Genomic DNA, 24363 nt, shown 5'->3' with positions numbered 1-24363 from the left:
CTTCCTTACAATTTTTTCGCGCTCCAAATTGTCCAACGATCTCTTTCGATGATAGGAGAGACGTTTTGTAATGCCGTTTGGATATGATGTAGAAGTTGAGAAAGTTCATTATCTGTTAGTTCATATAGAATGGATCGGCCTGTTCGAGGAGATAAATCTTGTAGCAAAGCCTCTACAGAATCATGTACTTTTCGTACTTCCCATTGTGTTTGTATGGGGAACGCTTGAAGAGAATATTGTTGTAATTCTTGCTGAATAGTAGTGGTTTTTGGTCTTCTTTTCGCTTCTGTTTCAATGAGTTTTGGAAAGACAGAGAAAAAATATCCACGAAGGTGTTCAGGACTTCCTGGAATTGTACAATCTTCAATAGTTCGGTCTTGTAAAATAAGTATACCGTCTTTTTTTAATATGCGAGAAGCCTCTCGTATAAATGTGGGAATATCATGCAAATGATGAATGACTGCACGAGAAATGACAAGGTCGAATGTTTCATTAGGGAATGAGATATTATGTGCATCACCGTGAATGAATGAAATGTTTGGGAAGCCGTTACAATTTTCTTTTGCAGCTTGTAATATTTCTTTTGAAAAATCAAGCCCAACAACACTTTTGGCTCCCATAAGAGCAAGTTCTTTCGTGTAAATGCCGCCACCACAACCTATATCAATTACTTGTTTATTTTGCACATCTACAATATTGTTTATTGTTTCCCGCCATGAAATATGTGCGTTACGACTTGCATACGTATACTTATTATTTGCATCATGAAAATTAATGGACATTGTAAAATCCTCCCTTCATTGTATAGTATAGCTCATTCTATATAATGTAACGTTTTTGTTTTATGTATGAGGATTATAAGAATTTCTTATTGGAAAAGGAGAATCGATTTGAAAGGGAAATATTTAATGGTTTTATGTGTTATTTTACTCGCGTCGTGTGGTCAAGCAGAGCAAAAGAAAGAATCGAAACAAGTAGAGGAGACAGTGAATGAAGTGAAAGAACCATTACAAATAACTGTTATACAAAAAGGTACAGAAGAAAAAAAATTAAAGAAAATGGATGCGGAGTTAGTGGTGGATATTATAAGCAAAGCAGAAAAACAAGAAGTAACAGGTAGCTTTGGTAAACCAGAATATGAAATACAAATTAGTAGAGAGGGGAAAATAGAAACGTATTATGCATGGTTAAGAGGAGAAGATCGACGGGGATGGGTGCAATATAAAAAAGCTATGTATATGCTGAACGAAAAAGATACGGAAAAACTTTTGGCTATATTTCCAAAGATTCCAGAACAAAAAGAAGATGAGATGCAGGTAGGGCCTTTAACGGAAATAACGAAAAAAGATTTGCAGATTACTGCGTTTCATATTAAAGCGGGTGATCAAAAAATGAATTATACAGTACGTTATACGATTTCACAATCACTATATAATAAGTTAGCGAAGGAACAAGAATATTATTTGCAATTAATTTTCCCGGAAAAGGTTCAAAAATTAATTGGCGCAAAAGAGAGTGAAATAATTTCAGCTGAAAAAGTAAAGGAAGGGTATAAACAGTATGAGTTGAATGTTACTGTTCCGATAAAAGATGCTTCAGAATCACAATTAAAATCACTAGAAACCTATTATGATAATCACGATTTACAAATATTAAATAGTAAGAAAGAAAAAGTAGGAGCATTTCAAAACATTATTCAAATTGTTAAAGAGTATGGTGAAAAAATGAATTTACAAAGATAAAGTGAAATTTTAATCAGTGGGGGCATCCCCCGCTGATTATTAGCACGACTCCTACCTAAATTGTTTGCTCCAGCCGAATTTTGAGGTGGGATTCTTACTGCCCGTAAATAGCGGGCAGTAAGAATCATAAAGTCTATATGGCCTTTCCTAGGAAATGATAATAGAGGGGAAAGATCCCCTCTATTATTTTGCTTTTGCAGATGGCTCATTCATTGATTTTCGTGTAATTAGAAAGGAAATCATAAGAGCGGAAAGAATAATAAGGGCTATAAATAAGTGATTTGGCAACCAATCTAATAATAATACGTAGCTGACGGTATAAAAAATAAGAGTTGAAGCTAAAAACGATAGAGCGCCTATCATAAGAGATTGTAATTTCATTTGTATTTACCTCCTTTTATTTTTATTTTTGGCTAAAAATGGATGGAATAAACATTATTTCTAACAATAGAAAAAAATATGTCATAATAGAGAAAAAGAATAAGTTTTGATGAGTGTATATGGCTCAATAAAGCGAGATAAAGGAGAGGAATATGAAAAATAATAAAAAAGGATTATGGGGAGTTATAGTTGCAATAGGGTTATTTTTACTATCTAAGTTAAAATGGGTATTTGCAATTTTTAAGTTAGCAAAATTTTCAACAGTATTTAGTATGTTTTTATCGCTTGGTGCATACGCAGTCATATATGGTTGGAAGTTTGGGGTAGCACTCGTATATTTATTGTTTGTACATGAGATGGGGCATTTATGGGCAGCGAGAAAGAAAGGGATACCAACATCGCCAGCAATCTTCATACCATTTATGGGAGCTCTTATTGGGATGAAAGAGATGCCGAAAAATGCAAAAGATGAAGCTTACATTGCATATATGGGACCTCTTTTCGGATTGCTTTCATTTTTACCCGCGATCCCACTGTATATAATCACGAAAGAGCCGTTTTGGGCGCTTATTATTTTACTTGGAAGTATGATTAATTTCTTTAACTTAATTCCAGTTTCTCCATTAGATGGTGGACGAATAATTTCAGTTGTAAGCACGAAAATTTGGGGGGCAGGGCTAGTTTTACTACTCGGCTATTCTATTTACTTCAAGAGTATTTTAGGAGGATTTATTTTTATTATCGGCTGTATGGAACTATATAGAGTAATAAAGAGAGATGAGCCGATTAAGGAATTAGGATATAAAATCGATGGAATAAAAGAATATGTTACTAGGCTTGAAGAGGAATTAAAAGAAACTGATGCGGTGCATCGAACGATTTATATGATTCACCATGAAATGAATGTATTAAGACAAAGAGAACGTGAAAAAGAATTAAAAACAGGAGAACTTCAAAAGATTGAAGTGCTAGAGTACCTTTTACCAAAATTTGAGCCACTTGATTATGTCCCATATGAAGATGAAAAAGAAATGCATACAATTCATATAAGAGAAGCATTTGAAATGTCAGAAAGAAAATTAAATGAATGGGAAACAGAAAAGGAACAACAAGAAAATTATTATAAAGTCGATACGAAAACGAAATGGACAGTATTTGCTTGTTATATCGGATTAATGGCTATACTCGGTTATACAGCTTATGAAGGTTATGTTGTTTTACAAGAGCATTTACCAAGGAGAAGTTTGTAGAAAAATAGTGTCGAAATGAAAAGGAGGATTTAAACAGGAATTACATTTCTGCGAGAGAATGTTACAAGTGTAACAGTACATTGTAATATTCATAGTAGAAAAGGAGTTCTGTATATGAAGAAATTGTTAAGTGTATTGGTAGCTATTACTGTAATGGCAATAGCGAGCTATAGTCTTATGAAAGTACTATTGTATTATGCGAATAAGTCTGCTGGAGTAAATACAGTAGCACAAATAGAAGATGTGCAAGAGAAGAAGAAGACACTCGAATTTGTTCGTACGACACATGAAAGTTATAATAATTTCTTGAACTATGGTAAGGCAGAGAAATATACAGATGGGGATTGGAAACATTTTAAACAATGGTTTCAAGAGCAAGAACCTTCTTTAAAAAATACACATAAAGAAATAAAAAATGAAAAAATAAAACGCGATGTGAATAGAAGTTATGAAATTGTAAAAAAAGGTGTGGGGCTTCAGAATATTGAGTATGTAGTCTATGCTCATCGCGTATATCATGACTTGGATATACTTGTAAATAAATATAAAGGTGAGACGAATGTATGGGGGTATACCGAGTTTGGAGATGGGCAGAATATACAAGTAATTGAACAAGCGATACAAACGAAGTAGTAGGCTAGCTAGAATTCTAGTTAGCCTTTTTTTGAGCCCAATTAATGAGGGCTAATAATTAGTAGCGTATGGGAGCACGCCACTAGTTAAAATTTATTTAATATGTTTTTGTTCATATATTTTTCACAAAAACACCATGTTAATAGTGATTAAAATCACAATATGTATTATACAATTCAGTTAAACTAAAAACAGTTAAGGAAATAGAGGAGTGGGATACAATGTTAAGTGCAAAAACAATTGAAATCGTAAAGTCAACAGTACCGTTATTACAAGAAAAAGGCGTTGAAATTACAACGAGATTTTATCAAATTTTATTTTCGGAACATCCGGAGTTATTGAATATTTTTAACCATACGAATCAGAAAAAGGGAAGACAACAACAAGCGTTAGCAAATGCTGTATATGCAGCTGCAATGTACATTGATAATTTAGAAGCTATTATTCCAGTTGTAAAACAAATCGGTCATAAGCATAGAAGTTTAGGTATTAAAGCAGAGCATTATCCAATAGTAGGTACATGCTTACTACGAGCGATTAAAGAGGTCGCAGGCGCACCTGATGAAGTTTTAAATGCATGGGGAGAAGCGTATGGCGTCATTGCTGATGCATTCATTAGCATTGAAGCGGGTATGTATGAAGAAGCTGCACATAAAGAAGGTGGATGGAAAGATTTCCGCAACTTTGTGATTGTTAAAAAAGTGAAGGAAAGCGATGTTATTACATCATTTTATTTAAAACCTGAAGATGGCGGGAAAGTTTCTTCATTCATCCCAGGACAATATGTAACGATTCAAATAAATATTGAAGGTGAAACATATACGCATAATCGTCAATATAGCTTATCTGATGCTCCTGGAAAAGAATATTATCGTATTAGTGTAAAGAAAGAAAAAGGTGTAGATACACCAGATGGTAAAGTATCTAATTACTTACATGATCATGTAGGGGAAGGAGATGTCTTACCAGTAAGTGCACCAGCGGGAGATTTCGTATTAAATATGGAGTCAACATTACCTGTTGTACTAATTAGTGGTGGAGTAGGTATTACACCGATGATGAGTATGTTAAATACGTTAATTGAACAAGAATCAAAGCGTAATGTATGCTTTGTTCATGCGGCGATAAATAGTAATACACATGCGATGAAAGAGCATGTTGAGACAGTAGAAAAAGAGTATGAACAAGTTAAAGCATATACTTGCTATTCTTCACCGACAGAGCAAGATGTGGAAATGAAGAATTTTGATCAAGAAGGATTCATTGAACGTGAATGGTTACAAACTATTATTCCAACGACTGAAGCAGAATTTTATTTCTGCGGTCCAGTACCATTTATGAAACATATAAATACTGCATTAATTGATTTGGGTGTTAAACAAGAGAACATTCATTATGAATTTTTCGGTCCCGCAGCAAGCTTACAATAGGTTAACGTTGCCAAGCAAAAAACGAGGTATTATTTTACCTCGTTTTTTGCTTGTTCTCTAAGTAAGCGATTTACTGTTTCGCGGCGTACACCTATGAGCTGCCCAATTTCAGTTTGTGTTAATATTTCATAAATAGGGATGTCACCTAAATAAAAGGTGAACCACTCTTGTAAACGATGAAGGCGTTCTTTAGGAGAGACAGTTGTCAATTGATCGATACGCTGTTGCATCATTCTTAACTTCGATTGTAATTGTATAGCGATATTTTCATATGATGCAGGATTTGCCTGAAGTTTGTCGTACCATTCATGGCTAATTATAGGCTCAACTTCTGTTTTCATTAAAGCGATAGCTGTACCGTGATATTCCTTCGGTGAAATTAAAGAATGGTGAGGTATCGTTTCACCAGGAACGATAATATTAAATAAAAATGGTGTTCCGTCTTCTTCTAACCGAATAACTTTTAATAAACCTGTTTTTATAAAATATAATGGACCGTCCTCACCTTGACGGAATAATACATCTCCCTTATGTAGAATCAATGTTAGCCCCCCATTAAAACATTTCTATTTCTTATATTTTAGCGTAAATGTATAAAGACAATATGCTTTTTAAACAGCAATTTCATTGACGAAATGTATGCTATTACAGTAGTATACTATTTAGTGTGTAATAGTACTAGCAATGAATACGCTGTAGGGGGTTTAGTATATTGTTAGATGCGATGAAGATGACGGATATGAGAATTCCGGCGAATGCTATCATTCATGTAGAAGAGATGAAAGGTGGAGTCGTTTTATCCGTTGAAATAGACGGCCAAATTATTTATACGATGGCTTATGATGAAGAAACAGATAGTTATGCTGAATTATATGATCGAAACGATAAGAGGGCGTGCCAAGTACATGAAGACTTTATGGGGTGGTCACTTCTTCACTAAAAAGATGTCAATATGACATCTTTTTTTATTGAATCGATAGATTATACAAAGAAATGAAATATAAGGATAAAATTTGTAATAAATGATTTTGCATTGTTAGCGCTTTGTAACTGTAAGATAACTGTTTTTTCGCTATCATAAAGATAACAGTCATAGCTATAGGAGTGATCAACTTGAAGAAATTACATATTTCAAATTTTATGCTATTAAGTGTTTGTTTAGTTTTATTTGTTCTCCTAGGAGCCTTTTTATATTCATGTGTATAAGAAAAAACGCATTCTAGAAAGAACGCGTTATAAAAATGAAGTAATGATTAATCTAGTTCCAAGAATAATTAATGTGATACGTAATAAATTAATTACTGCATTACCGCTTAATTTTGTGTTAATATAAGCCCCGATTTTTCCGCCAATCCATGCACCAGGAATAAGAATTAATGCATAAGCCCAGCTGACATTTCCTAGAGAGATGTGAGTTAAAGAACTTACAATTGCTGAGAGAAATACGATAAACATTGAAGTTGCTACAGCAATGTGTGCTGGGAACGCAAAAAGGAGCATCATCGCTGGCACAAGTAAGGCACCACCACCGATTCCAAATAATCCGGATATAAATCCAACTATAAAGGCAATAAAGATAGCGAGAAATGGTGGAAATTGATAGTCTACAGTATTTCCTTCGTTATCTGTAAAAGATCGCTTAATTACAGTCATATTTGATAGGGAAAGAGGTTTCAATTTGTCTCGTAGTATAAGAAGAATGGAGACGAATATAAGAAAAATCCCAAAGTATAAAGAAAATGTATCTTGGTTTAAAAATTTGTTTGCCCATGATCCGATAATACCACCAGGGCCACTCCCGATAAATAAAATAAGTCCACTTTTATAATCTACCCGTTTATGTTTCATATAAGTAAGGGTAGAAGCCAGCCCTGTAAAAACGACTGTTACCATAGAAGTTCCTACTGCGAGTTGTGGTGATAAACTGTGTAATCCAATTAATAACGGAACGATAATAATTCCGCCTCCAAGTCCGACTAGGCTCCCGACTGTCCCGGCGATTAATCCGATGAAAAGTAACATGATGTATTCCAAAATTGCCAACTCCTCTATATAACTTATCCATCAATCATTATACACGCTTTTTAATAAGAAATAGGCTTGTTCACAAAAAAGTCGTCTTCCTAGAAAAATAAGGAAGACGACTTTTGATTAAAAGATTAAGTGTAATAAGTAGTAAAATAATGCAGCTAAAGAAGCTGAAATAGGAAGTGTAATAACCCATGTAATTAACATGCGTTTTGCAGTTCCCCATTTTACACCTTTCACGCGATGTGAAGCACCAACTCCTAAAATAGAAGAAGAGATAACGTGCGTCGTACTAACCGGTAAGTGAATAAATGTTGCGCCGAAAATAACAAGTGATGATGATAAATCGGCAGCTACACCATTTACAGGACGAATTTTCATAATTTGTCCACCGACAGTTTTAATAATTTTCCAACCACCGACAGAAGTACCAAGACCCATTGCGATTGCACAAGATAATTGTACCCAGAAAGGGATATCGCCAGAAGTATGATAGTTATTGGCCATAAGAGCCATCGTAATGATTCCCATTGCTTTTTGTGCATCATTCGTACCGTGCGTATAAGCTTGCAATGCAGCGGTGAAAATCTGGAATATACGGAAGTTCTTGTTCGTTTTCGTTAAGTTAAAGTTTTTAAATACCACTTTAAAAATACTATATACGATGTAACCAATAACAAAAGCGATGATCGGTGAAATGATTAAAGCTTCAAGAATTTTTATAAACCCTTTATAGTTTAATGCGCTAATACCAGCAGCAGCAATTGCTGCACCAGCGATTGCGCCAATGATTGCATGCGAAGAACTACTTGGAATGCCATAGTACCAAGTGATCAAATTCCAGACTATTGCCGCAAGCAAAGCAGCTAAAATTACAAGAGAACCATTTTGCAAAGCAAACGGGTCAACAATATCTTTTGTAATCGTTTTTGCTACACCTGTAAATGTCATCGCACCTAAAAAGTTCATAATAGCTGCCATAACAATTGCATGTCTAGGCTTTAGAGCTTTCGTTGAAACAGCCGTTGCAATAGCGTTTGCTGTATCGTGAAATCCATTGATAAAGTCAAAAGCTAAAGCGCAAATGACTACTAAAACGGTCAGTATCAAGAGTGTATCCATGATCAAACTCCTTACGCGTTCTTCATAATGATTGTTTCTAATACGTTTGCAACGCTTTGACAGCTATCAGCTACTTCTTCAAGCTCTTCGTAAATCTCTTTAAATTGAATAATCTTAATCGGATCTTTCTCACGAGAGAATAAGTGCTTAATCGCATGACGGCGAATATCATCACATTGTGACTCGTAATCCTTAATCTTGATCGCATTTGTACGAATATCGACTAATTTCTTTTTAGAAAGTAGTTCAACAGAATTTGCAATCTCAATCGCACATTGATTAATTGCTTCAACGAATTTAATCATGTATTCATCAGCTTCTGTAATAGAATACATTTCGAATAGACCAGCACTGTGATCTAATCCGTCTAATACATCATCCATACTCATTGCAAGTTGTAGGATGTCTTCACGTTCAATAGGAGTAATAAACGCTTTGTTTAGCTCCATAATGATTTCGTGAATGAATGAGTCACCTTTTGACTCATACTCTTTCATGCGCATAGAAAACTCTTTTAAATCGCTAGCATTTTTAATTTTATACTCCACGAAAAACTGCGCGCCTTCTTTTAAATTTTCGGAAACGTTCATAAGCATTTCAGAAAATTTATCTTTTTTTGATTTAAAGACCATTATTGTTACCCCCACAAAAGTAATATATGTAAAATATATTGGCTAATCAATTCTAACAAAAAACTGTCGTTTTTTAAAACATTTTATCGAAAAGTTTACAAAAACTTAACATAACTCTCATTGTTGTATTAATAATATTAATACTCAACGATGAATATCTTACTTGTAGAATGTCCTTTTCTTGCAAAAAGTATGAATGTGAAAGAAAAGCTTTACACTATAGGAACGACTACGTTATTATAATAAATTTAAAAGGAGGTATATTCTTCCTTTTAAAAAGAAGAGTGTAAACAAATGAAGGAAGTGAACCAATGAAATTGAAGAACACTCACTTTAAAAAAACGCTTGAGTGGTTCAATAAGAGGAAGAAACTACGCAATTCATTAATTGTATTGGGAAGTTTACTTGCTACTCTATTTATTGTTGTAAATATAATAATTTCCATTCAAGATATATCTGAATTAAAACAAGCTGTTCCACAACCGACTTTAATTTATGATGCAAATAATGAAGTTGCGACTAAATTAGCTTCTTCTAAAACAGAAGGGGTCAAAAGGAAAGATATTCCTGATATTATGGTTCAAGCAATTGTTGCAGTAGAAGATAAGGAATTTTTTAGTCATCATGGTATTTACTATAGTGGAATTATAAGTGCTGTATTTAAGAACATTACAGCCGGTGAAGTTGTGGCAGGTGGTAGTACAATTACACAGCAACTTGCGAAAAATGTATTTTTAACGCAAGACCGTACATTCTCGCGTAAAATAAAGGAATACTTTCTAACGAAAAAAATAGAACGTACTTATACGAAAGATGAAATTGTTGAAATGTATATGAATCAAATTTATTTTGGTGAAGGTGCTTGGGGGATAAAAAGAGCAGCTAAATCTTATTTTGATAAAGAAGTAAAAGACTTAACGATTTCAGAAGCCGCAACGATTGCAGGATTAATTAAAGCGCCATCTGCGTATTCGCCGTATAAAAACTTTAATAAATCAATTGAAAGACGTAATGTCGTATTAGGTTTAATGAAGGAGCAAGGATATATTTCTGAAGAACAATATAATCAGGAGAAAGAATCAGGTCTTGTATTACGACGTGGTGTTGACGATAAATATAAGGGAAAATATTCTCAATACGTAGATTATATTGTTAGAGAAGCGATGGACAAGTATGAATTAACACAAAATGAAATTTTAGCAGGTGGCTATCGTATTTATACGGAACTTGACTCGAAAAAACAACAAGCGGTTGAAGATGTTGTGAATAATGATAGTTATTTTAAAGATAGTGGCTCAGATCAGCTTATGCAAACTGGAGTGGTCCTTATGAATCCAAAAACTGGCGGTGTTCCGGCTTTAGTTGGAGGCAGAGGTCCTTATCAATTTTTGCAGTTTAATCATGCAACACAATTAAAAAGACAGCCAGGTTCAACGTTAAAGCCTCTTGCAGTGTATGTACCAGCGTTAGAACAAGGATATGAAGTATACGATGTCTTAAAAGATGAACCGTTTAATATTAAAGAATATGCACCACAAAATAGTGATCATACGTTCCATGGTAATGTGACGATGTATGAAGCGGTGGCAAAGTCATATAATGTTTCAGCAGTTTGGCTATTAGAGAAAATTGGATTAGATAAAGGATTGAAATCTTTAGAGCGGTTTGGTATTCCATTAGAGCCTGAAGACCATACGTATCCGATTGCTTTAGGAGGTATGCATGTAGGGACTTCACCATTTGTAATGGCTCAAGCGTATAGCGCACTTGCAAATGATGGTGTCCAAGTAGAAGCTCATGCCATTAGAGAAATCCAAAATGCTGAAGGGGAAACAATTGGAAAATGGTATAAGAAAGAAACTCGTGTGACGAACGAGAAAGTTGCCCAAAAGATGACATACTTATTAAAAGGTGTTATTGAAAGGGGAACAGGTGAAAAAGCGAAAGTTAATAATATCGATACCGCAGGCAAGACAGGGACTACCCAGCTTGTAAATGGACCAAGCACTGGTGCGAAGGATTCGTGGTTTGTTGGATACACACCGGATTTAGTAGGTGCGATTTGGGTAGGGTATGATAAAACGGATAGTGAGCATTATGTGCCAGGAGGCAGCCAAATTACAACGACAATGTTCCGGGATATTATGAAGAAAGCGAATGGAAATCCAACTCAAAAGGCATTTCAGTTATCACTAATACCTGAGGCGGATTATACAAAACAATTAAAAACGATTGAGGAAGAAAAACGAAGGAAAGAAGAAGAGAAAAAACGAAAAGAAGAGGAACAACAAAGAAAAGAACAGCAAAATGAATGGATAGATAAAGTGAAAGAGTGGATTCCATTTTGGTAAAAAAAGAGGCGAATAGCGAGTTCGCCTCTTTTTTATGAGAAATGAGCGGTTTTATCTCGGTTCAAAATGTGGCAACAGAAAAGAAGTTAGGTGAGAATCGAGCTGCCTATAAAAATTTGATGGGTTTAACTTAATAATCCGTGGGGATGGGAAAAGCGCCACGGATTAAAGCTTCAGTTTATTTAGCGTAACATTGGTCCTACCGAAGGATTGAGAATCATACGTGACGGTTATTATTCCTTTACTAATAGGTTCATATGGCAATTCCTCTTCGAAACTTCCAGTATTTTCATTATGGATAGAGAGTGTTATTTCATCAACGTCTTTATTTTTATATTGATCTTTAATCGTTTCAGCGATTTGAAGTAGGTTTTCATAACTAGAAGCTTCTGTAATAAGCATTCCTTTTATAACTTTTTTTTCATTTTGTGTGGAAGAGGAATACGGGATGTTGTTTTGTTTTGTATACAGAAGTTCGTATGGAATGGTTTTTCTTTCTGCTTTTGAAACATTTGAATAGTTTAGAGTTAAAAGAAACCCTATACATAAAATTATGCATACCATAAGAACAAACCAAAAACGTGTCAGTGATATAATTCGCATTGTCATCCCTCTTTCATGTCTTTGTCTTCACTATTCATCATACAAAAAGAGGATTAAGCTAGAGTAAATTTGAAGTAAAGAAACGTAAAGAAGGAGCACTTATCCTCCAAAATAAGTGCTCCTTTTTATTAAAAGAAAGATTTAACATACAATCAAAATAATACAAATTACTATAAATCAAACATTCTTGGTCGTTCAAAAATAAAATGAAAACTAAAATTAGTAAATTCGGAAGACTGATAGTGTAGCTGTTGTGTCACCAGTGTTAGGGATGGAAATAGTATTTACTGTAGGTTGTACAGAGATTGTTGTACCAGCTGTTAAAGTAACAATTGTGGAGAAAGAAACCGCACTACCGATAACGTTAGTTGAAAAATTACGAGTAGGTGGTTGACCGTTGAATGAAATACCGAATCCAAATGGTGAAGAACCCGGGAAGGTTGTAGATGCTGAGAAACTAATATCGTATACTCCTGTTTCTAAAATAGTTAAAGTATCTGAAGTGTCATTAAAAATGAGATTATTTAGTTCGAAAACTTGATTGAATTGGATATTCGTTCCAGGTGATATAGTTTGTGGATTAGAATTTCCTATTGCTGCTATAGTTACAGGGATTGGTGTGCCCGACGGTCCAGTAGCGCCTTGAGCACCAGTAGCACCAGCCGGACCTTGAGCACCTTGAGCGCCAGCCGGACCTTGAGTACCTTGAGTACCTTGAGCACCTTGAGCACCTTGAGCGCCAGCCGGACCTTGAGTACCTTGAGCACCTTGAGCGCCAGTAGCACCAGCCGGACCTTGAGTACCTTGAGCACCTTGAGCGCCGGTAGCACCAGCCGGACCTTGAGCGCCTTGAGCGCCAGTAGCACCAGCCGGACCTTGAGTACCTTGAGTACCTTGAGCACCTTGGGCACCAGTAGCACCAGCCGGACCTTGAGCGCCTTGAGCACCAGTAGCACCAGCCGGACCTTGAGTACCTTGAGTACCTTGAGTACCTTGAGTACCTTGAGCACCAGTAGCACCAGCCGGACCTTGAGCGCCTTGAGCACCTTGGGCACCAGTAGCACCAGCCGGACCTTGAGCACCTTGAGCGCCAGTAGCACCAGCCGGACCTTGAGTACCTTGAGCACCTTGAGCGCCAGTAGCACCAGCCGGACCTTGAGCGCCTTGAGCACCTTGAGCGCCAGTAGCACCAGCCGGACCTTGAGTACCTTGAGCGCCAGTAGCACCAGCCGGACCTTGAGCACCTTGAGCGCCAGTAGCACCAGCCGGACCTTGAGCGCCTTGAGCACCTTGAGCGCCAGTAGCACCAGCCGGACCTTGAGCACCTTGAGCGCCAGTAGCACCAGCCGGACCTTGAGCACCTTGAGCGCCAGTAGCACCAGCCGGACCTTGAGCACCTTGAGCGCCAGCCGGACCTTGAGTACCTTGAGTACCTTGAGCACCTTGAGCACCAGCCGGACCTTGAGTACCTTGAGCACCAGCCGGACCTTGAGTACCTTGAGCACCAGCCGGACCTTGAATACCTTGTGGTCCTTGAAGTCCAGTAGCACCTTGAGCACCAGCCGGTCCTTGAGGTCCAGTAGGTCCTATTGTTCCTCCACCAAGGCAACCTGATCCATATTGAACTAGGATAGCTTGAATTTCTGTAATGAGCTTAACTAGTTTATCGATAGTACAGCAATCGATTTTGAATAACTTAGCAATATACAATAAATAATTAAGCAAACTTTGTAGTTCAACGTACAATGCTCCGCATGAGAAAGGTGAGGACTTTAGGATAGTTAATAAGTTAGCAATAATAGAACTACCAATCTTTTCTTGTGCAGGTGATAAATCTAAGCAACTGAGGAATTTTTGAAGATTATTCAGGAGAGTAATTAGTTTATCGATGTTATCTTGAGAAGGGTTTTGAAATACAGCTTGAATACTTTGACCAAGAGCTTGAAGAAGTCTAGCATACTCTTTTAGTTCTGCCTTAGAGATGTTAATATAACTGCAAGCTCTTACTTCGCAACAATCATTACCATAAAACACTTTCCCTTTATTTTTGTTGGACATTTGTTCATTCCTTTCTTTTATAGAATAAATAGTCGTGACTATATAATAAAATGAAAACTAAACTGAATTCGTGAGGGACAAACTACTATTTCTAAAAAAATAAGAAGTTTACCTATCTTGTAAAACAAAGAACAATTAAGAGATAGAGAAAGATTTATATGAGTTAAAAAAGAATAGGTTAGAATAAAAAAACTGCACGCAAATTGTTAGATTATATCTAACAATTTGCGTGCAGTTCGTGGAACAGCCCAACCTTTTTAATGATTAATTCGTTCATAGTTCGCTTTAGGTAAAATTGGAATAGAAATAGTGAAAGTTGTACCGTTTTGATTACTAGACATTTTTAATGTACCGTTATGATTTTGAATAATTTTCTTCGTTACTGACAAGCCCAGTCCTGTTCCTGAATCTTTTGTTGAGAAGAATGGATCAAAGATATATTCTTGAATAGCTGGAGGAACCCCAGTTCCGTTATCTGTGAAAGTAATCCGAACAAAGTTATCTAGGCGATAACTAGAGATTTGAATGGAAAGAGGTCTTTCGCCTCGAGCATCGATAGCATTTTGAAATAAATTTAAAAAAACTTGCACAAGTTCATGACGATCGATATTGACAAGTACACCATCTAATTCCGTAGAAAATTCATAGTCAATAGAAATGTTGTGTAAAAAAACTTCACTAGCAAGTAGTTGTTGAATATATTCGCGTAAAAACGTATTGATGGGAAAAGGTTCTCTAGTAAATTCACGCGTTTTTGAAATGGCTAAAAATTTTGTGATAATACTATTTGCACGATCTAGTTCAGGAATGAGTAGACTTTTAAACAATTCTTTATTGGATGGAGAAACGTTATCTTGTAGAAATTGCAAGTATCCACGTACCGTTGTAAGGGGATTTCGTACTTCATGAGCAATCCCAGCTGCGATTCGTCCTGCTAATGAAAATTTTTCTGCATCACGTTCTGTGTTTAAATAATGGAAGACACTAATAACTCTAAAAATCTCTCCGTTATAATCCCGAATAATTCGATTGTTTAAAATACCATAGTTTTTGTCTAACACTTCTTCATTATATATTTCTGTTCCTGTTCTTAATGTTTCAATCGCTTTAATTTGTTCTTCTGGCAAGTTTAGTAATTGTTGAATTGGCTTTCCAATTATATCATTTCGTACTACACCAAAATCATCTGCTGCAGCTTGATTACATAAAGTTATATTTCCTTTACTATCAACAAAGGTGACATGATGTGAAAAAGCATCAAAAATATGAACAAAGTATGTTTCAAGTTGTTCAAATAAAAATAATGAATCGCAAGTAAGTTGAAAATCAGCCTTTTTATTCTCTTTTTGTATGTTTTGAATGGAATGAGTCGTTCTCGTTTTCTTTATTTGTAAACCAATATGTGGATTTTTGTATGTGAAATGATGTGGTAATTGATTCACAAGCTCTTCATATAACCGCACTTTATTTTCTAGTTCTTCTATTCGTTTTTCATGAGATACAATATCATCGTTTGGAAGCATAAATAAATAACCCCTCAATTTAAAAATTCTTCCATTTAGTATATCATATTTTTATACGGATACTCTTAAAGAAGGGGCTACTTAATGAAATTGATTAGCTGAAATGTCCGGGAAGTGAGTAGAATGGATAGAAGGTGAAGTTAAAAAGGGAGGGATATATTTGCTTTTCATTGGAGTGACAGGGTGGGGAGATCATGATTCTTTATATATAAATCCCTATGAAAATAGAAATAAATTGCGAACTTATAGTGAACATTTTCCCATTGTGGAAGTAGATAGTTCATTTTATGCGATACAACCTGCGCGGAATTATACAAAATGGGCGATGGAAACGCCGAAAGATTTTTCTTTTATAGTAAAAGCCTATCAAGGAATGACAGGACATATGAAAGGGGAAATCCCTTTTTCTACGTTCGATGAGATGTTTGATGTGTATAAACAATCCATTCTTCCTTTAATAGAAGCAAATAAATTAAAAATGATTTTATTTCAATATCCACCATGGTTTGATTGTAAAGTGAAAAATGTAGATTTACTTCGATACACGAAAGAAAAAATGGAAGATTTACCATGTGCAATAGAATTTCGAAATCAAACATGGTTTTATCCAGAAATGAGAGATAAGACGTTACAGTTTTTAGAAAAAGAAAACTGGATTCATACAATTTGCGATGAGCCTCAGGCTGGAATAGGATCAGTACCGCTTATATTAGAGGCAACAAACTCGGACATGGCGTTAATACGTTTTCATGGCCGAAATATTCATGGTTGGCTGGATAAAGGAGAAAATTGGAGAGCGGTTCGCTGTCTATATCGTTATAATAGTAAAGAATTGGCGGAATGGGTAGAACGATTAGAGCGATTGAAAAAGAAGACGAAGGATATATTTGTATTGTTTAATAATAATTCGGGCGGAGATGCAGCGGATAATGCGAAACAGCTTATGAAAATGATGAACATTACATATGGTGAGCCGAAGCCTGAGCAATTAAATTTGTTTGAATGATGATAAACAAGAAAGGCACTGTACAAACAGGGGGAATGTACAGTGCCTTTCTATATGAAAAAGAGGGGTAACAATGTTACTGAGCGTTTGGTTGATTCATCAATTGTTGGCTTCGTAATAAATGATAATGGTTATCATTATCATAGTCAATAGTTTTTCGGAAAATAAATAAAAAACTTTTTATCCCGCTATTTACGGCAGTAAAACTCCTACCTCAAAATTCGGCTGGAGCAAAGAAGTTAGGTGGGAGCCCTGCTGCCCGTAAACGCTCGATTGGTGAAGGCTAATAATCAGTGGGGGATGAACAAGACCCCCACTGATTAAAGTTTCACTTTATATTTTAAATAGTAATAAAAAAAGAACAGCAATTACTGCTGTTCTTTTCCATTGATGATTTGTTGTAAATCAAAAGGAGTTATCGCTTGGATAAATTCCTTTGAGATAAGTGTTTGAACGAGAGTGCTTTCAGAAATTGTAGCACCTGTTTTCTTTTCATAAGATTTCTTTAATAAATCAAGTTTTTCAGCCGTTTCTTTCGGTAATTCAATTGTTAATGTGTTCATAATTTCTCCCCCTTACTATTAGAGTACCACTACAGTATAGGAGAGACAAGAAAAGAGAATATGAAACATAAAAAAGGTTACCAAATTTACAAATGGTAACCTTTTTATGTATAAGAGTTATTAAGCAATACCGATATACTTTAAAGTTTTGGATGGAGTACTGTGATCAAAGAAGTGTTGTAAAAATGCAATATCAACACCTGATTTGTATGCACAATAGCCCCAAGTTTTTCGAAGTGTATGTGAGCTAATCCCTTCTAATCCAACTTCTTTTGCAGCTTTGTTTAAAATGTACCATGCATGTTGTCTCGTAATAGACTTTGTTCCTTTTTGAGACTTTAATAATGGTTCATTACGTTTCCAAGTTTTACGTTCTTTCATGTAGTCTTCGATTGCGTGCTGTAAGTCTTCATTTACAGCAAACCATTTATGTTTCTTTACTTTTTCATTGTAAAATAAAATGGAATGGCGAACATTTTCGTCTTCATCGATTACATCACTAACTTTTAATTGTAAGATTTCACTTACTTTTAAGCCAGAATTTACAGCTAATACGAATAATAAGCCATCACGTTTCGAAGATTGTAAAAGTATATTTTTGATAGTTTCTAATTGTTTTTCATTTTGAATAGGTTGTCCTGCTTGTTTCATTTCACGCACTCTCCTCTTTTATATGTGTAAAGGAAAGGATTAACTTGTTTCTTACTATAAAGGGAGAGTGTGAATTTCATGTGAACTCCTAGTGAAATTAAGACAAATTATTTGACTTCTTTTACTTTTTGTAAATTAAAATAAAATACAACGCTATTAGTGGTATTATACACGCCGTATTCAGCGTGATGGAGATCTAAAATGTTTTTCACAATGGATAACCCAAGGCCAGTACCTCCAGTATGACGGCTACGAGAAGCGTCTAAACGGTAGAAGCGATCCCAAATTTTTTCAAGGCTTTCTTCTGGAATAGGATTACCTGTGTTTTCAATTTTGATTTTCACTGTATCTTCCGTTTCTATAATAGAGACGTGTATTTTTTCACCATCTGGAGTATATCGAATTGCATTGCTAAGTAAGTTTACAACGACTTGCTCAATACGGCTACGATTTGCTTTAACAAATAGAGAAGAGTCAGCATGGATGTCCACTTGTAAATGTTTTTCCTCCATGCTAAATAATAATTTTGTATAGACTTGTTGAATTAATTCACCGATCGAGAATGTCGACATTTCTAGTTTGTACGTACCTGATTCTAGTTTTGCTAATTCTAACATTTCAACAATGAGCCTGTTCATATTATCTGTCTCTTCCAAAATAACATTTGTATAATATGTCGTATCTTTACTTACGCCATCTTGAATACCTTCAGCGAAGCTACGAATAACACTAAGTGGTGTTTTTAATTCATGAGATACACCAGAAATGAATTCTTTTCTCGTTTTTTCCAATTGACGTTCGCGTTCAATATCTTGTTGTAATTTTGTATTAGCAACATTTAATCGGTCGATTCGATCTTTTAAATTTACAGAGAGTGTATTAATACCACTTGATAACCCGCCAATTTCATCGTCTGCTGTAACAGGTAACTTCTCGCTAAAATCAAAGTTGGCCATTTTTTTTGTAACACGATTTATCTTAATTAATGGTTTAACAATGATTTTTGAGTAGTAGAAGGATAACAAAATAATAACGAGAAACACGATAATTAAGGCATAGACATAATAATCTTTTAAAACGAGCATTGCTTCATTCACAGGTTGTAAAGATGCTATCACAAAAGCGTACTCCTTAGTTTTTCCGTTTTCCATAATAGGCTTTACAAAGACACTGTTTTTTATATTTTCCCCACTATCTAAAATATACGTGTTTAATTGATTTGAATTAGAAGTACCTTGTCTAATAGTGCTTGCAAAATATTCAACAGCTTGTAATGTTTCAAAATCATTTGCAAGGCGAACCTCAGATTTGGAAGGGATATGTAATTTAGATATCACACCGGTAAAACTGATCTGAGACGTAGTTTTATATCGATTTGTGAGTCTATTTTTAGAGGGGTTACCACTAATTGTTTGAAAATCCGAATTGACATTTTCATTTCGCCATCGATTATAATTAGTCGTCAGTTCTAGTGGCGTTATTATATTATCTTGTAAAAATCCCTCTACGTGAATCATGCCCTCTTTTTTTAAGCCTAAATTTTCGAATTTATTATATTCTTCGGGTGTTAAAAGATTATTAAGTGGGATGGAATAGGTTTTATTGTTATTAGGGTTAATTACCTCAATGTAGTAATTGTTTTCACTTTTAATAATGCCGTTAGAATCTAAAAATTGCATTTCAGCATTCGTTTTATCGTGAAATTCTTGTTTTAGCTTTCTGATTTCCTCAAAACTTTTGTCGCTTTTTTCATAATTATCTACGAATTTTTCAAAAGCCGTTTGAACGGTTTTTACTTTTTTATTAATATAAAACTTCTCTAAAAATAGAGATTGTCCAAGGAAAAAAAGGAGAAATATGATTGTAAATAAAGTTGATGTTAATAAAAATAGTTTAAAGACGATGCTTCTGTTCTTCACTGTTTCACCTCGTATGAAAAATACTGTAATATAAATGATTTCTTAATTATAACAAAGGTTACAAAAAAGTAGAGGGGATAAATCTGTCTCTCTCTAAAGTAGTTTTTTATAGAAAGTCACATAAAGAGACGGTACAGTGACTATGGAAGTATTTTAGCATAAAAAAGAACTCGCCAGACGTATGACGAGTTCTTTAGTGTACTATTGCTGAATTGCTGCATCTAAAGCGATTTCAATCATTTCGTTAAATGTAGTTTGACGCTCTTCAGATGTTGTTTCTTCACCAGTGAAGATATGGTCGCTTACTGTTAATACAGATAATGCATTTACACCATATTTAGCTGCTAATGTGTAAAGAGCAGTCGTCTCCATCTCTACTGCTAATACACCGTAATCTCCAAGTTTTTTAACCATGTCCATGCTCTCACGATAAAATACATCTGCTGTTAATACGTTACCAACACGAACGTGTAATCCTTTTTCTGTTCCAGCATCGTAAGCTTTCTTTAAAAGATCAAAGTTTGCAGCAGGAGCAAAATCAAAACCCGGGAATGTTAAGCGATTCATATTAGAATCTGTACAAGCCGTCATCGCAATAATAACGTCACGTACCTTAACATCTTTTTGAATTGCACCACATGTCCCAACACGAATTAAATTTTTCACTCCGTAGCTTTGAATTAATTCGTTTACATAAATAGAAATAGAAGGAACACCCATACCTGTACCTTGAACAGATACACGCTTTCCTTTGTAAGTTCCAGTAAAACCTAACATGCCACGCACGTTATTATAACAAGTAACATCCTCTAAAAATGTTTCAGCAATATATTTTGCACGTAATGGATCACCAGGTAATAGAATAGATTCAGCAATTTCGCCTTGTTTTGCTTCAATATGTACACTCATGAAAAATCCTCCTTATAATGTATTGATAGAAATCAATATCATTTGCATTATACACTACGACTCCTTTCAATTAAAATCTTTTTTATTTGTAATATGTGCAAAAGAGGAGGATTTCATAAATCATAATCTAGAATATATATTTAAGAGGTTTTGCATGGATAAAGACAATAAAAATGGTAGGTGATATTTTGAAAAATCTTGTCATCGGGCTTATTGCACTAGTACTTATTGTGGCAGGAGGATTTTACATAAAAAAATATCAAGAAACTGTAGAAACGACCGGAGATGTTCAAGAAGTGAAATGGGATGTGAAAAATAAAAAGGGAAATGAAAAAGCCGATATTTCGTTTCAATTGCTAAATAAAATGAATAATGAAGTTCGTGGTGTGAACGATCAAATTCGAGCAGTGATAGTGGATGGGAATTTGAAAAACATACAACAAACGAAGCCTATATTTGCTGGAAATGGATCGTATAAGCTATCTTCAGATGTAGCAAAAGGTGAAGGGTACACGATATTTTTGTATGAAAATGAAAACAAGTCCGTGGAATCATTTGCTAAGAAAGATTTTGGTGAAGAAAAAAAGGAGACAAACAAGGACAAGAATAAAAAGAAACTACCTGTCGATACTGTACTTACAAAAAATATAGGAGAGCATCAAGTGTCTCTTTTATTTGGTGCATTACATCCGAATGAGGCAACGACATTAACATTTCAGTTTCAAGCGAAAAAGGGAGAAAAGCTGAAATTAAATTCAGGGAGAGGCGAAGTCAACGCGCTATATATCGTTGATGAAACGAGGGGACATTTTTTATATGCCATTCCTGTTGATACGGATGAGCAATTACAATATCGTATTACATTTCCAGAAGAAGGAACATATAAAATATGGGGGGATTTCTATATAAATGGTAAGAAGTATGAAAAGGAGTTTAGTATACAAGTGCAAAAACGAAAAAACAGCTAAGTACTTAGCTGTTTTTTCGTTTTCCTATTAATTTTGTTACAGAGAGCATTGTAATTGGTAAAGAATGATTCTTTCGAAATGCTAAATATTTTCCACTCCATGCAGGTTTATATTTTTCTTTGAAATGTCGTAAACCGCTGAAGCTATATGTGTAACGAACGTTATTAAATATTGCAGCAGCAACTCGTTCAGACCAGAACGATTGCGTTGATAAACCGACATTTGAGAGTGGTGCCATACCAATATTAAAGGAATGGTATTCATTTTCTTTTGCCCAGTGGAATAAGTGGATAAAAATTGCATCCATAATTCCGCTAGGGGCATCTGGATAATAACGCATTAAATCAACAGATAATATGCCACTTTGATATACTGGCATAAAGGTTGTGAATGCAATGATTTTTCCTTCTGCATCAGATAATGTAGCGATAGGGGCACGACTAATATACTCACGATCGAAGTACCCAAGTGAAAATCCTTTCTCTTTTTTTCCGCCGAGCCAAGCGTCAGACACTTTCTTTAATTCCTCGTATAATTCGTCTGAGAATGGTGGCTCATGAATAGAGAATGTATAACCTTCTCGTTCAAAACGGTTGAAAGTGGCTCGCATACCAGCACGTTTCTTTCCTGTTATTGTAAACGTATTTAAATCAACGACAGCTTCTTCACCAAGTTTAAAGAAGTTGTAGCCAAAATCGTGGTATAAGCTCATCCATATGCTTTCAATTTGATAGAATACGCAAATATACCCAAATCGATCAGCTTCAGTCAAAAATTCTTGCAACACAGTGCGGTAGGAGGATGGATCACCAATTGGATCACCTAGTACAACAAGACGTTTTCCAGTAATTGAAAAGAGAAGAAGTGCTTTTCCGTCACTACTGAAGAAGAACTGTTTATCTCCTAAAAAACCTAAATGACTAAGTACATTCCCGCCATGTTCATCTAAGAAGTTTTCTAACCTTTTATCATTAGCTGGTTGCCCGGGAAATTGACTACGATAACGATTGGCAATTAGTGAGCCGATAAGTAAAAAAGTAGGAACGAAAAAGGCTGCTGCTAATGCACTTCGTTTAACTTGTGTAATATTTCGAACGACAAAATCAGGTTGGAACGCTTCTTTTGCACCCGCAAATAAAATACCTAAGTTTTTATATAAATATAGCGTAAGTAATAAGAAGATAAATACTTTTACGATATCAGAAAGTGAGACTTCCATTTTCTCGCGTATAAATCTTTTACGAAGCATATACAACACAGCAAGTACGATTAATAAAATAAAGGTTTCTTCAATGTCAATTCCTTTTAGGGTATTAAAGATTGCTGCTCCAATTAAAGAAACAATCGTCATATAGTAAGAACGCTTTGTTCCATAATATATGCCTCGCGAAAGAATCAGGAGGAGAATACCGAATGTTAATGATAAGCTAAAAGAAAATTGAATAAGGTGCTTTGGAGCTAAAATATGTAAGGCGTGAGCTCGATTTATACTAGTCGGTAAAATTGTTGATAGAATAACCATTAAGCCAGCGAATACTGTTAAAGCGGCGGATGCCCATGAACCTAATTTCCCTAAAAAATCACGTTGTAAAGTCCAAATTACACCAGTTGTTTCTAACGCAGGTGCAATAAAGGGTTTATCTTCAATTTTTTTTATGGCCGCTCCTGTCATTTCAAAGGCTGCAAAAATGAGACCTAGGCAGAATGGTAAGATGTAATAGACAAGTCGGTATAATAACATAGCAGGTAGTAATACGCCTGTATCAACGCCGTATTGTCCTAGTCCAGTTAAGAAAACAAGGTCAAATGAACCAAGGCCACCAGGAACAAGACTTACGACACCAGCTAAAGCAGCGATTACGTAAACACCTAAAAACTTTTGAAATTCGATATCAATTCCAAACAATATTAAAATGACGTACATAACGATACCGGCAGATACCCACTCGACTAATGAAACTAATGAATATAAAACAGTTGGATTTTTCTCTTCTTCTTCTTCCTCTTGTCCGTCTAGCTGTTTTGTTTTTCTATTTTTAATTTTAGAAAACCCAATATATATAGGAACGAAAAGAGCAAAGAAGATAAGAACAGGCCATAACCACGGTTTTTCGTGCAAAATAAAACTAGTGTCTAATATTCCAATAAGGCCGAGGAATGACAGAATGGCTAATCCGTTAATAAAAGCGGTTGTCATCCAAGCAATACTTTTAATAAGTTTTCCATTATCTTTTATATGCGGACGATATAGCATTGTACGTACACCGGCACCAACAAGACCACCAAAACCGATAAATCCATTTAAAGTGTTTGCAATCCATGAGATACGGAAAATCTTTTGTACAGGTATGTCTGCTTTTAAGTAACGAAGCATAACAAAGTCATAAAAGAACATTGTTGAAACGGCAAATGCACCGAGTGTAATCGCTAAAAATACCCCACCAGTTGGAATGTTTTTAATTGTTTCAATTGCTTCTAAAAAAGAAATGCCTGCTAATTCTTTTTTAGCTTGAAAGAAAACAATTGTTAAGACAACAAATGGGAAGATTATTTTCCCGATTTGTAAGAAACGTTTCCATGAAAACGACATAAAT

General features: G+C 35.1%; 22 protein-coding genes. 8 read left to right on the top strand and 14 right to left on the bottom strand.

The window, feature by feature from the left end; genetic code table 11:
- Positions 1 to 5: 5 nt before the first annotated feature.
- The gene (locus ABH960_RS19060) at positions 6 to 782 is read right to left on the bottom strand and encodes a class I SAM-dependent methyltransferase (RefSeq protein ID WP_404447522.1); all 777 of its coding nucleotides are present in this window, start codon (positions 780 to 782) and stop codon (positions 6 to 8) included.
- A gap of 108 nt (positions 783 to 890) precedes the next feature.
- On the opposite strand from ABH960_RS19060, the gene ABH960_RS19055 reads away from it, so the two are divergent.
- Positions 891 to 1742 (top strand): YhfM domain-containing protein, encoded by an 852-nt coding sequence (locus ABH960_RS19055; protein WP_113733923.1) that lies wholly within the window; start codon positions 891 to 893, stop codon positions 1740 to 1742.
- 183 nt (positions 1743 to 1925) lie between these two features.
- On the opposite strand, the gene ABH960_RS19050 is transcribed toward ABH960_RS19055, so the two are convergent.
- Positions 1926 to 2123, bottom strand: a complete 198-nt coding sequence (locus ABH960_RS19050; RefSeq protein WP_000776287.1) for a hypothetical protein — start codon at positions 2121 to 2123, stop codon at positions 1926 to 1928.
- 152 nt (positions 2124 to 2275) lie between these two features.
- On the opposite strand from ABH960_RS19050, the gene ABH960_RS19045 reads away from it, so the two are divergent.
- The 3 genes from ABH960_RS19045 (at position 2276) to hmpA (ending at position 5436) form a co-directional block, all read left to right on the top strand.
- The gene (locus ABH960_RS19045) at positions 2276 to 3373 is read left to right on the top strand and encodes a site-2 protease family protein (protein WP_404447519.1); all 1098 of its coding nucleotides are present in this window, start codon (positions 2276 to 2278) and stop codon (positions 3371 to 3373) included.
- A 114-nt stretch (positions 3374 to 3487) separates the two neighbouring features.
- Positions 3488 to 4006: a hypothetical protein gene (locus ABH960_RS19040; RefSeq protein ID WP_404447516.1), complete on the top strand. Its 519-nt coding sequence runs from the start codon at positions 3488 to 3490 to the stop codon at positions 4004 to 4006.
- Between the two features lie 221 nt (positions 4007 to 4227).
- Positions 4228 to 5436, top strand: coding sequence for an NO-inducible flavohemoprotein (gene hmpA / locus ABH960_RS19035; RefSeq protein WP_404447513.1), 1209 nt, complete (start codon positions 4228 to 4230; stop codon positions 5434 to 5436).
- 29 nt (positions 5437 to 5465) lie between these two features.
- Here hmpA and ABH960_RS19030 read toward each other — a convergent pair whose 3' ends face one another.
- Positions 5466 to 5978, bottom strand: a complete 513-nt coding sequence (locus ABH960_RS19030; protein ID WP_404447509.1) for a Crp/Fnr family transcriptional regulator — start codon at positions 5976 to 5978, stop codon at positions 5466 to 5468.
- Positions 5979 to 6148: 170 nt separating this feature from the next.
- On the opposite strand from ABH960_RS19030, the gene ABH960_RS19025 reads away from it, so the two are divergent.
- Positions 6149 to 6376: a hypothetical protein gene (locus ABH960_RS19025; protein WP_000883004.1), complete on the top strand. Its 228-nt coding sequence runs from the start codon at positions 6149 to 6151 to the stop codon at positions 6374 to 6376.
- Between the two features lie 293 nt (positions 6377 to 6669).
- Here ABH960_RS19025 and ABH960_RS19020 read toward each other — a convergent pair whose 3' ends face one another.
- From ABH960_RS19020 to ABH960_RS19010, 3 genes are all read right to left on the bottom strand, one after another.
- The gene (locus ABH960_RS19020) at positions 6670 to 7470 is read right to left on the bottom strand and encodes a sulfite exporter TauE/SafE family protein (protein WP_002086690.1); all 801 of its coding nucleotides are present in this window, start codon (positions 7468 to 7470) and stop codon (positions 6670 to 6672) included.
- A 117-nt stretch (positions 7471 to 7587) separates the two neighbouring features.
- Positions 7588 to 8586: an inorganic phosphate transporter gene (locus ABH960_RS19015; protein ID WP_002030715.1), complete on the bottom strand. Its 999-nt coding sequence runs from the start codon at positions 8584 to 8586 to the stop codon at positions 7588 to 7590.
- A gap of 11 nt (positions 8587 to 8597) precedes the next feature.
- The gene (locus tag ABH960_RS19010) at positions 8598 to 9218 is read right to left on the bottom strand and encodes a DUF47 domain-containing protein (RefSeq protein WP_000231445.1); all 621 of its coding nucleotides are present in this window, start codon (positions 9216 to 9218) and stop codon (positions 8598 to 8600) included.
- Between the two features lie 311 nt (positions 9219 to 9529).
- Between ABH960_RS19010 and ABH960_RS19005 the strand changes: the two genes are divergently transcribed.
- Positions 9530 to 11569 (top strand): transglycosylase domain-containing protein, encoded by a 2040-nt coding sequence (locus ABH960_RS19005; protein ID WP_002086687.1) that lies wholly within the window; start codon positions 9530 to 9532, stop codon positions 11567 to 11569.
- Positions 11570 to 11734: 165 nt separating this feature from the next.
- Here ABH960_RS19005 and ABH960_RS19000 read toward each other — a convergent pair whose 3' ends face one another.
- The 3 genes from ABH960_RS19000 to ABH960_RS18990 all read right to left on the bottom strand — a co-directional run bounded on the left by ABH960_RS19000 (position 11735) and on the right by ABH960_RS18990 (position 15753).
- Entirely contained in the window at positions 11735 to 12172 is a 438-nt protein-coding gene (locus ABH960_RS19000) for a hypothetical protein (RefSeq protein ID WP_113937030.1), read from the bottom strand.
- Positions 12173 to 12391: 219 nt separating this feature from the next.
- Positions 12392 to 14230, bottom strand: a complete 1839-nt coding sequence (locus tag ABH960_RS18995; protein ID WP_404447502.1) for a Gly-Xaa-Xaa repeat protein — start codon at positions 14228 to 14230, stop codon at positions 12392 to 12394.
- A gap of 257 nt (positions 14231 to 14487) precedes the next feature.
- Complete coding sequence (locus tag ABH960_RS18990; protein WP_002126365.1) at positions 14488 to 15753, bottom strand: ATP-binding protein; 1266 nt, start codon at positions 15751 to 15753, stop codon at positions 14488 to 14490.
- A gap of 160 nt (positions 15754 to 15913) precedes the next feature.
- Between ABH960_RS18990 and ABH960_RS18985 the strand changes: the two genes are divergently transcribed.
- Positions 15914 to 16759 carry a DUF72 domain-containing protein gene (locus ABH960_RS18985; RefSeq protein ID WP_002166082.1) on the top strand — a complete coding sequence of 282 codons (846 nt, stop codon included), beginning with the start codon at positions 15914 to 15916 and terminating at the stop codon, positions 16757 to 16759.
- Positions 16760 to 17127: 368 nt separating this feature from the next.
- On the opposite strand, the gene ABH960_RS18980 is transcribed toward ABH960_RS18985, so the two are convergent.
- The 4 genes from ABH960_RS18980 to deoD form a co-directional block, all read right to left on the bottom strand.
- Positions 17128 to 17322, bottom strand: coding sequence for a DUF3924 family protein (locus ABH960_RS18980; protein WP_002011737.1), 195 nt, complete (start codon positions 17320 to 17322; stop codon positions 17128 to 17130).
- 120 nt (positions 17323 to 17442) lie between these two features.
- A complete protein-coding gene (locus tag ABH960_RS18975; protein ID WP_000806230.1) occupies positions 17443 to 17973 on the bottom strand; it encodes a tyrosine-type recombinase/integrase in 531 nt (176 codons plus the stop codon).
- Positions 17974 to 18080: 107 nt separating this feature from the next.
- Entirely contained in the window at positions 18081 to 19892 is a 1812-nt protein-coding gene (locus tag ABH960_RS18970) for a sensor histidine kinase (RefSeq protein ID WP_002141011.1), read from the bottom strand.
- A 201-nt stretch (positions 19893 to 20093) separates the two neighbouring features.
- Entirely contained in the window at positions 20094 to 20801 is a 708-nt protein-coding gene (gene deoD / locus ABH960_RS18965; protein ID WP_000110707.1) for a purine-nucleoside phosphorylase, read from the bottom strand.
- Positions 20802 to 20974: 173 nt separating this feature from the next.
- Between deoD and ABH960_RS18960 the strand changes: the two genes are divergently transcribed.
- The gene (locus ABH960_RS18960; RefSeq protein WP_044438004.1) at positions 20975 to 21769 is read left to right on the top strand and encodes a hypothetical protein; all 795 of its coding nucleotides are present in this window, start codon (positions 20975 to 20977) and stop codon (positions 21767 to 21769) included.
- A gap of 4 nt (positions 21770 to 21773) precedes the next feature.
- Here the strand turns inward: ABH960_RS18960 and mprF are convergent, their stop codons facing one another.
- The gene (gene mprF / locus ABH960_RS18955; protein ID WP_404447494.1) at positions 21774 to 24359 is read right to left on the bottom strand and encodes a bifunctional lysylphosphatidylglycerol flippase/synthetase MprF; all 2586 of its coding nucleotides are present in this window, start codon (positions 24357 to 24359) and stop codon (positions 21774 to 21776) included.
- Positions 24360 to 24363: the final 4 nt, after the last annotated feature.

This window comes from Bacillus sp. RC252 (assembly GCF_044909215.1).
Taxonomy (GTDB): Bacteria; Bacillota; Bacilli; order Bacillales; family Bacillaceae_G; genus Bacillus_A; species Bacillus_A mycoides.
This window is presented reverse-complemented; position numbering and strand designations above follow the sequence as displayed.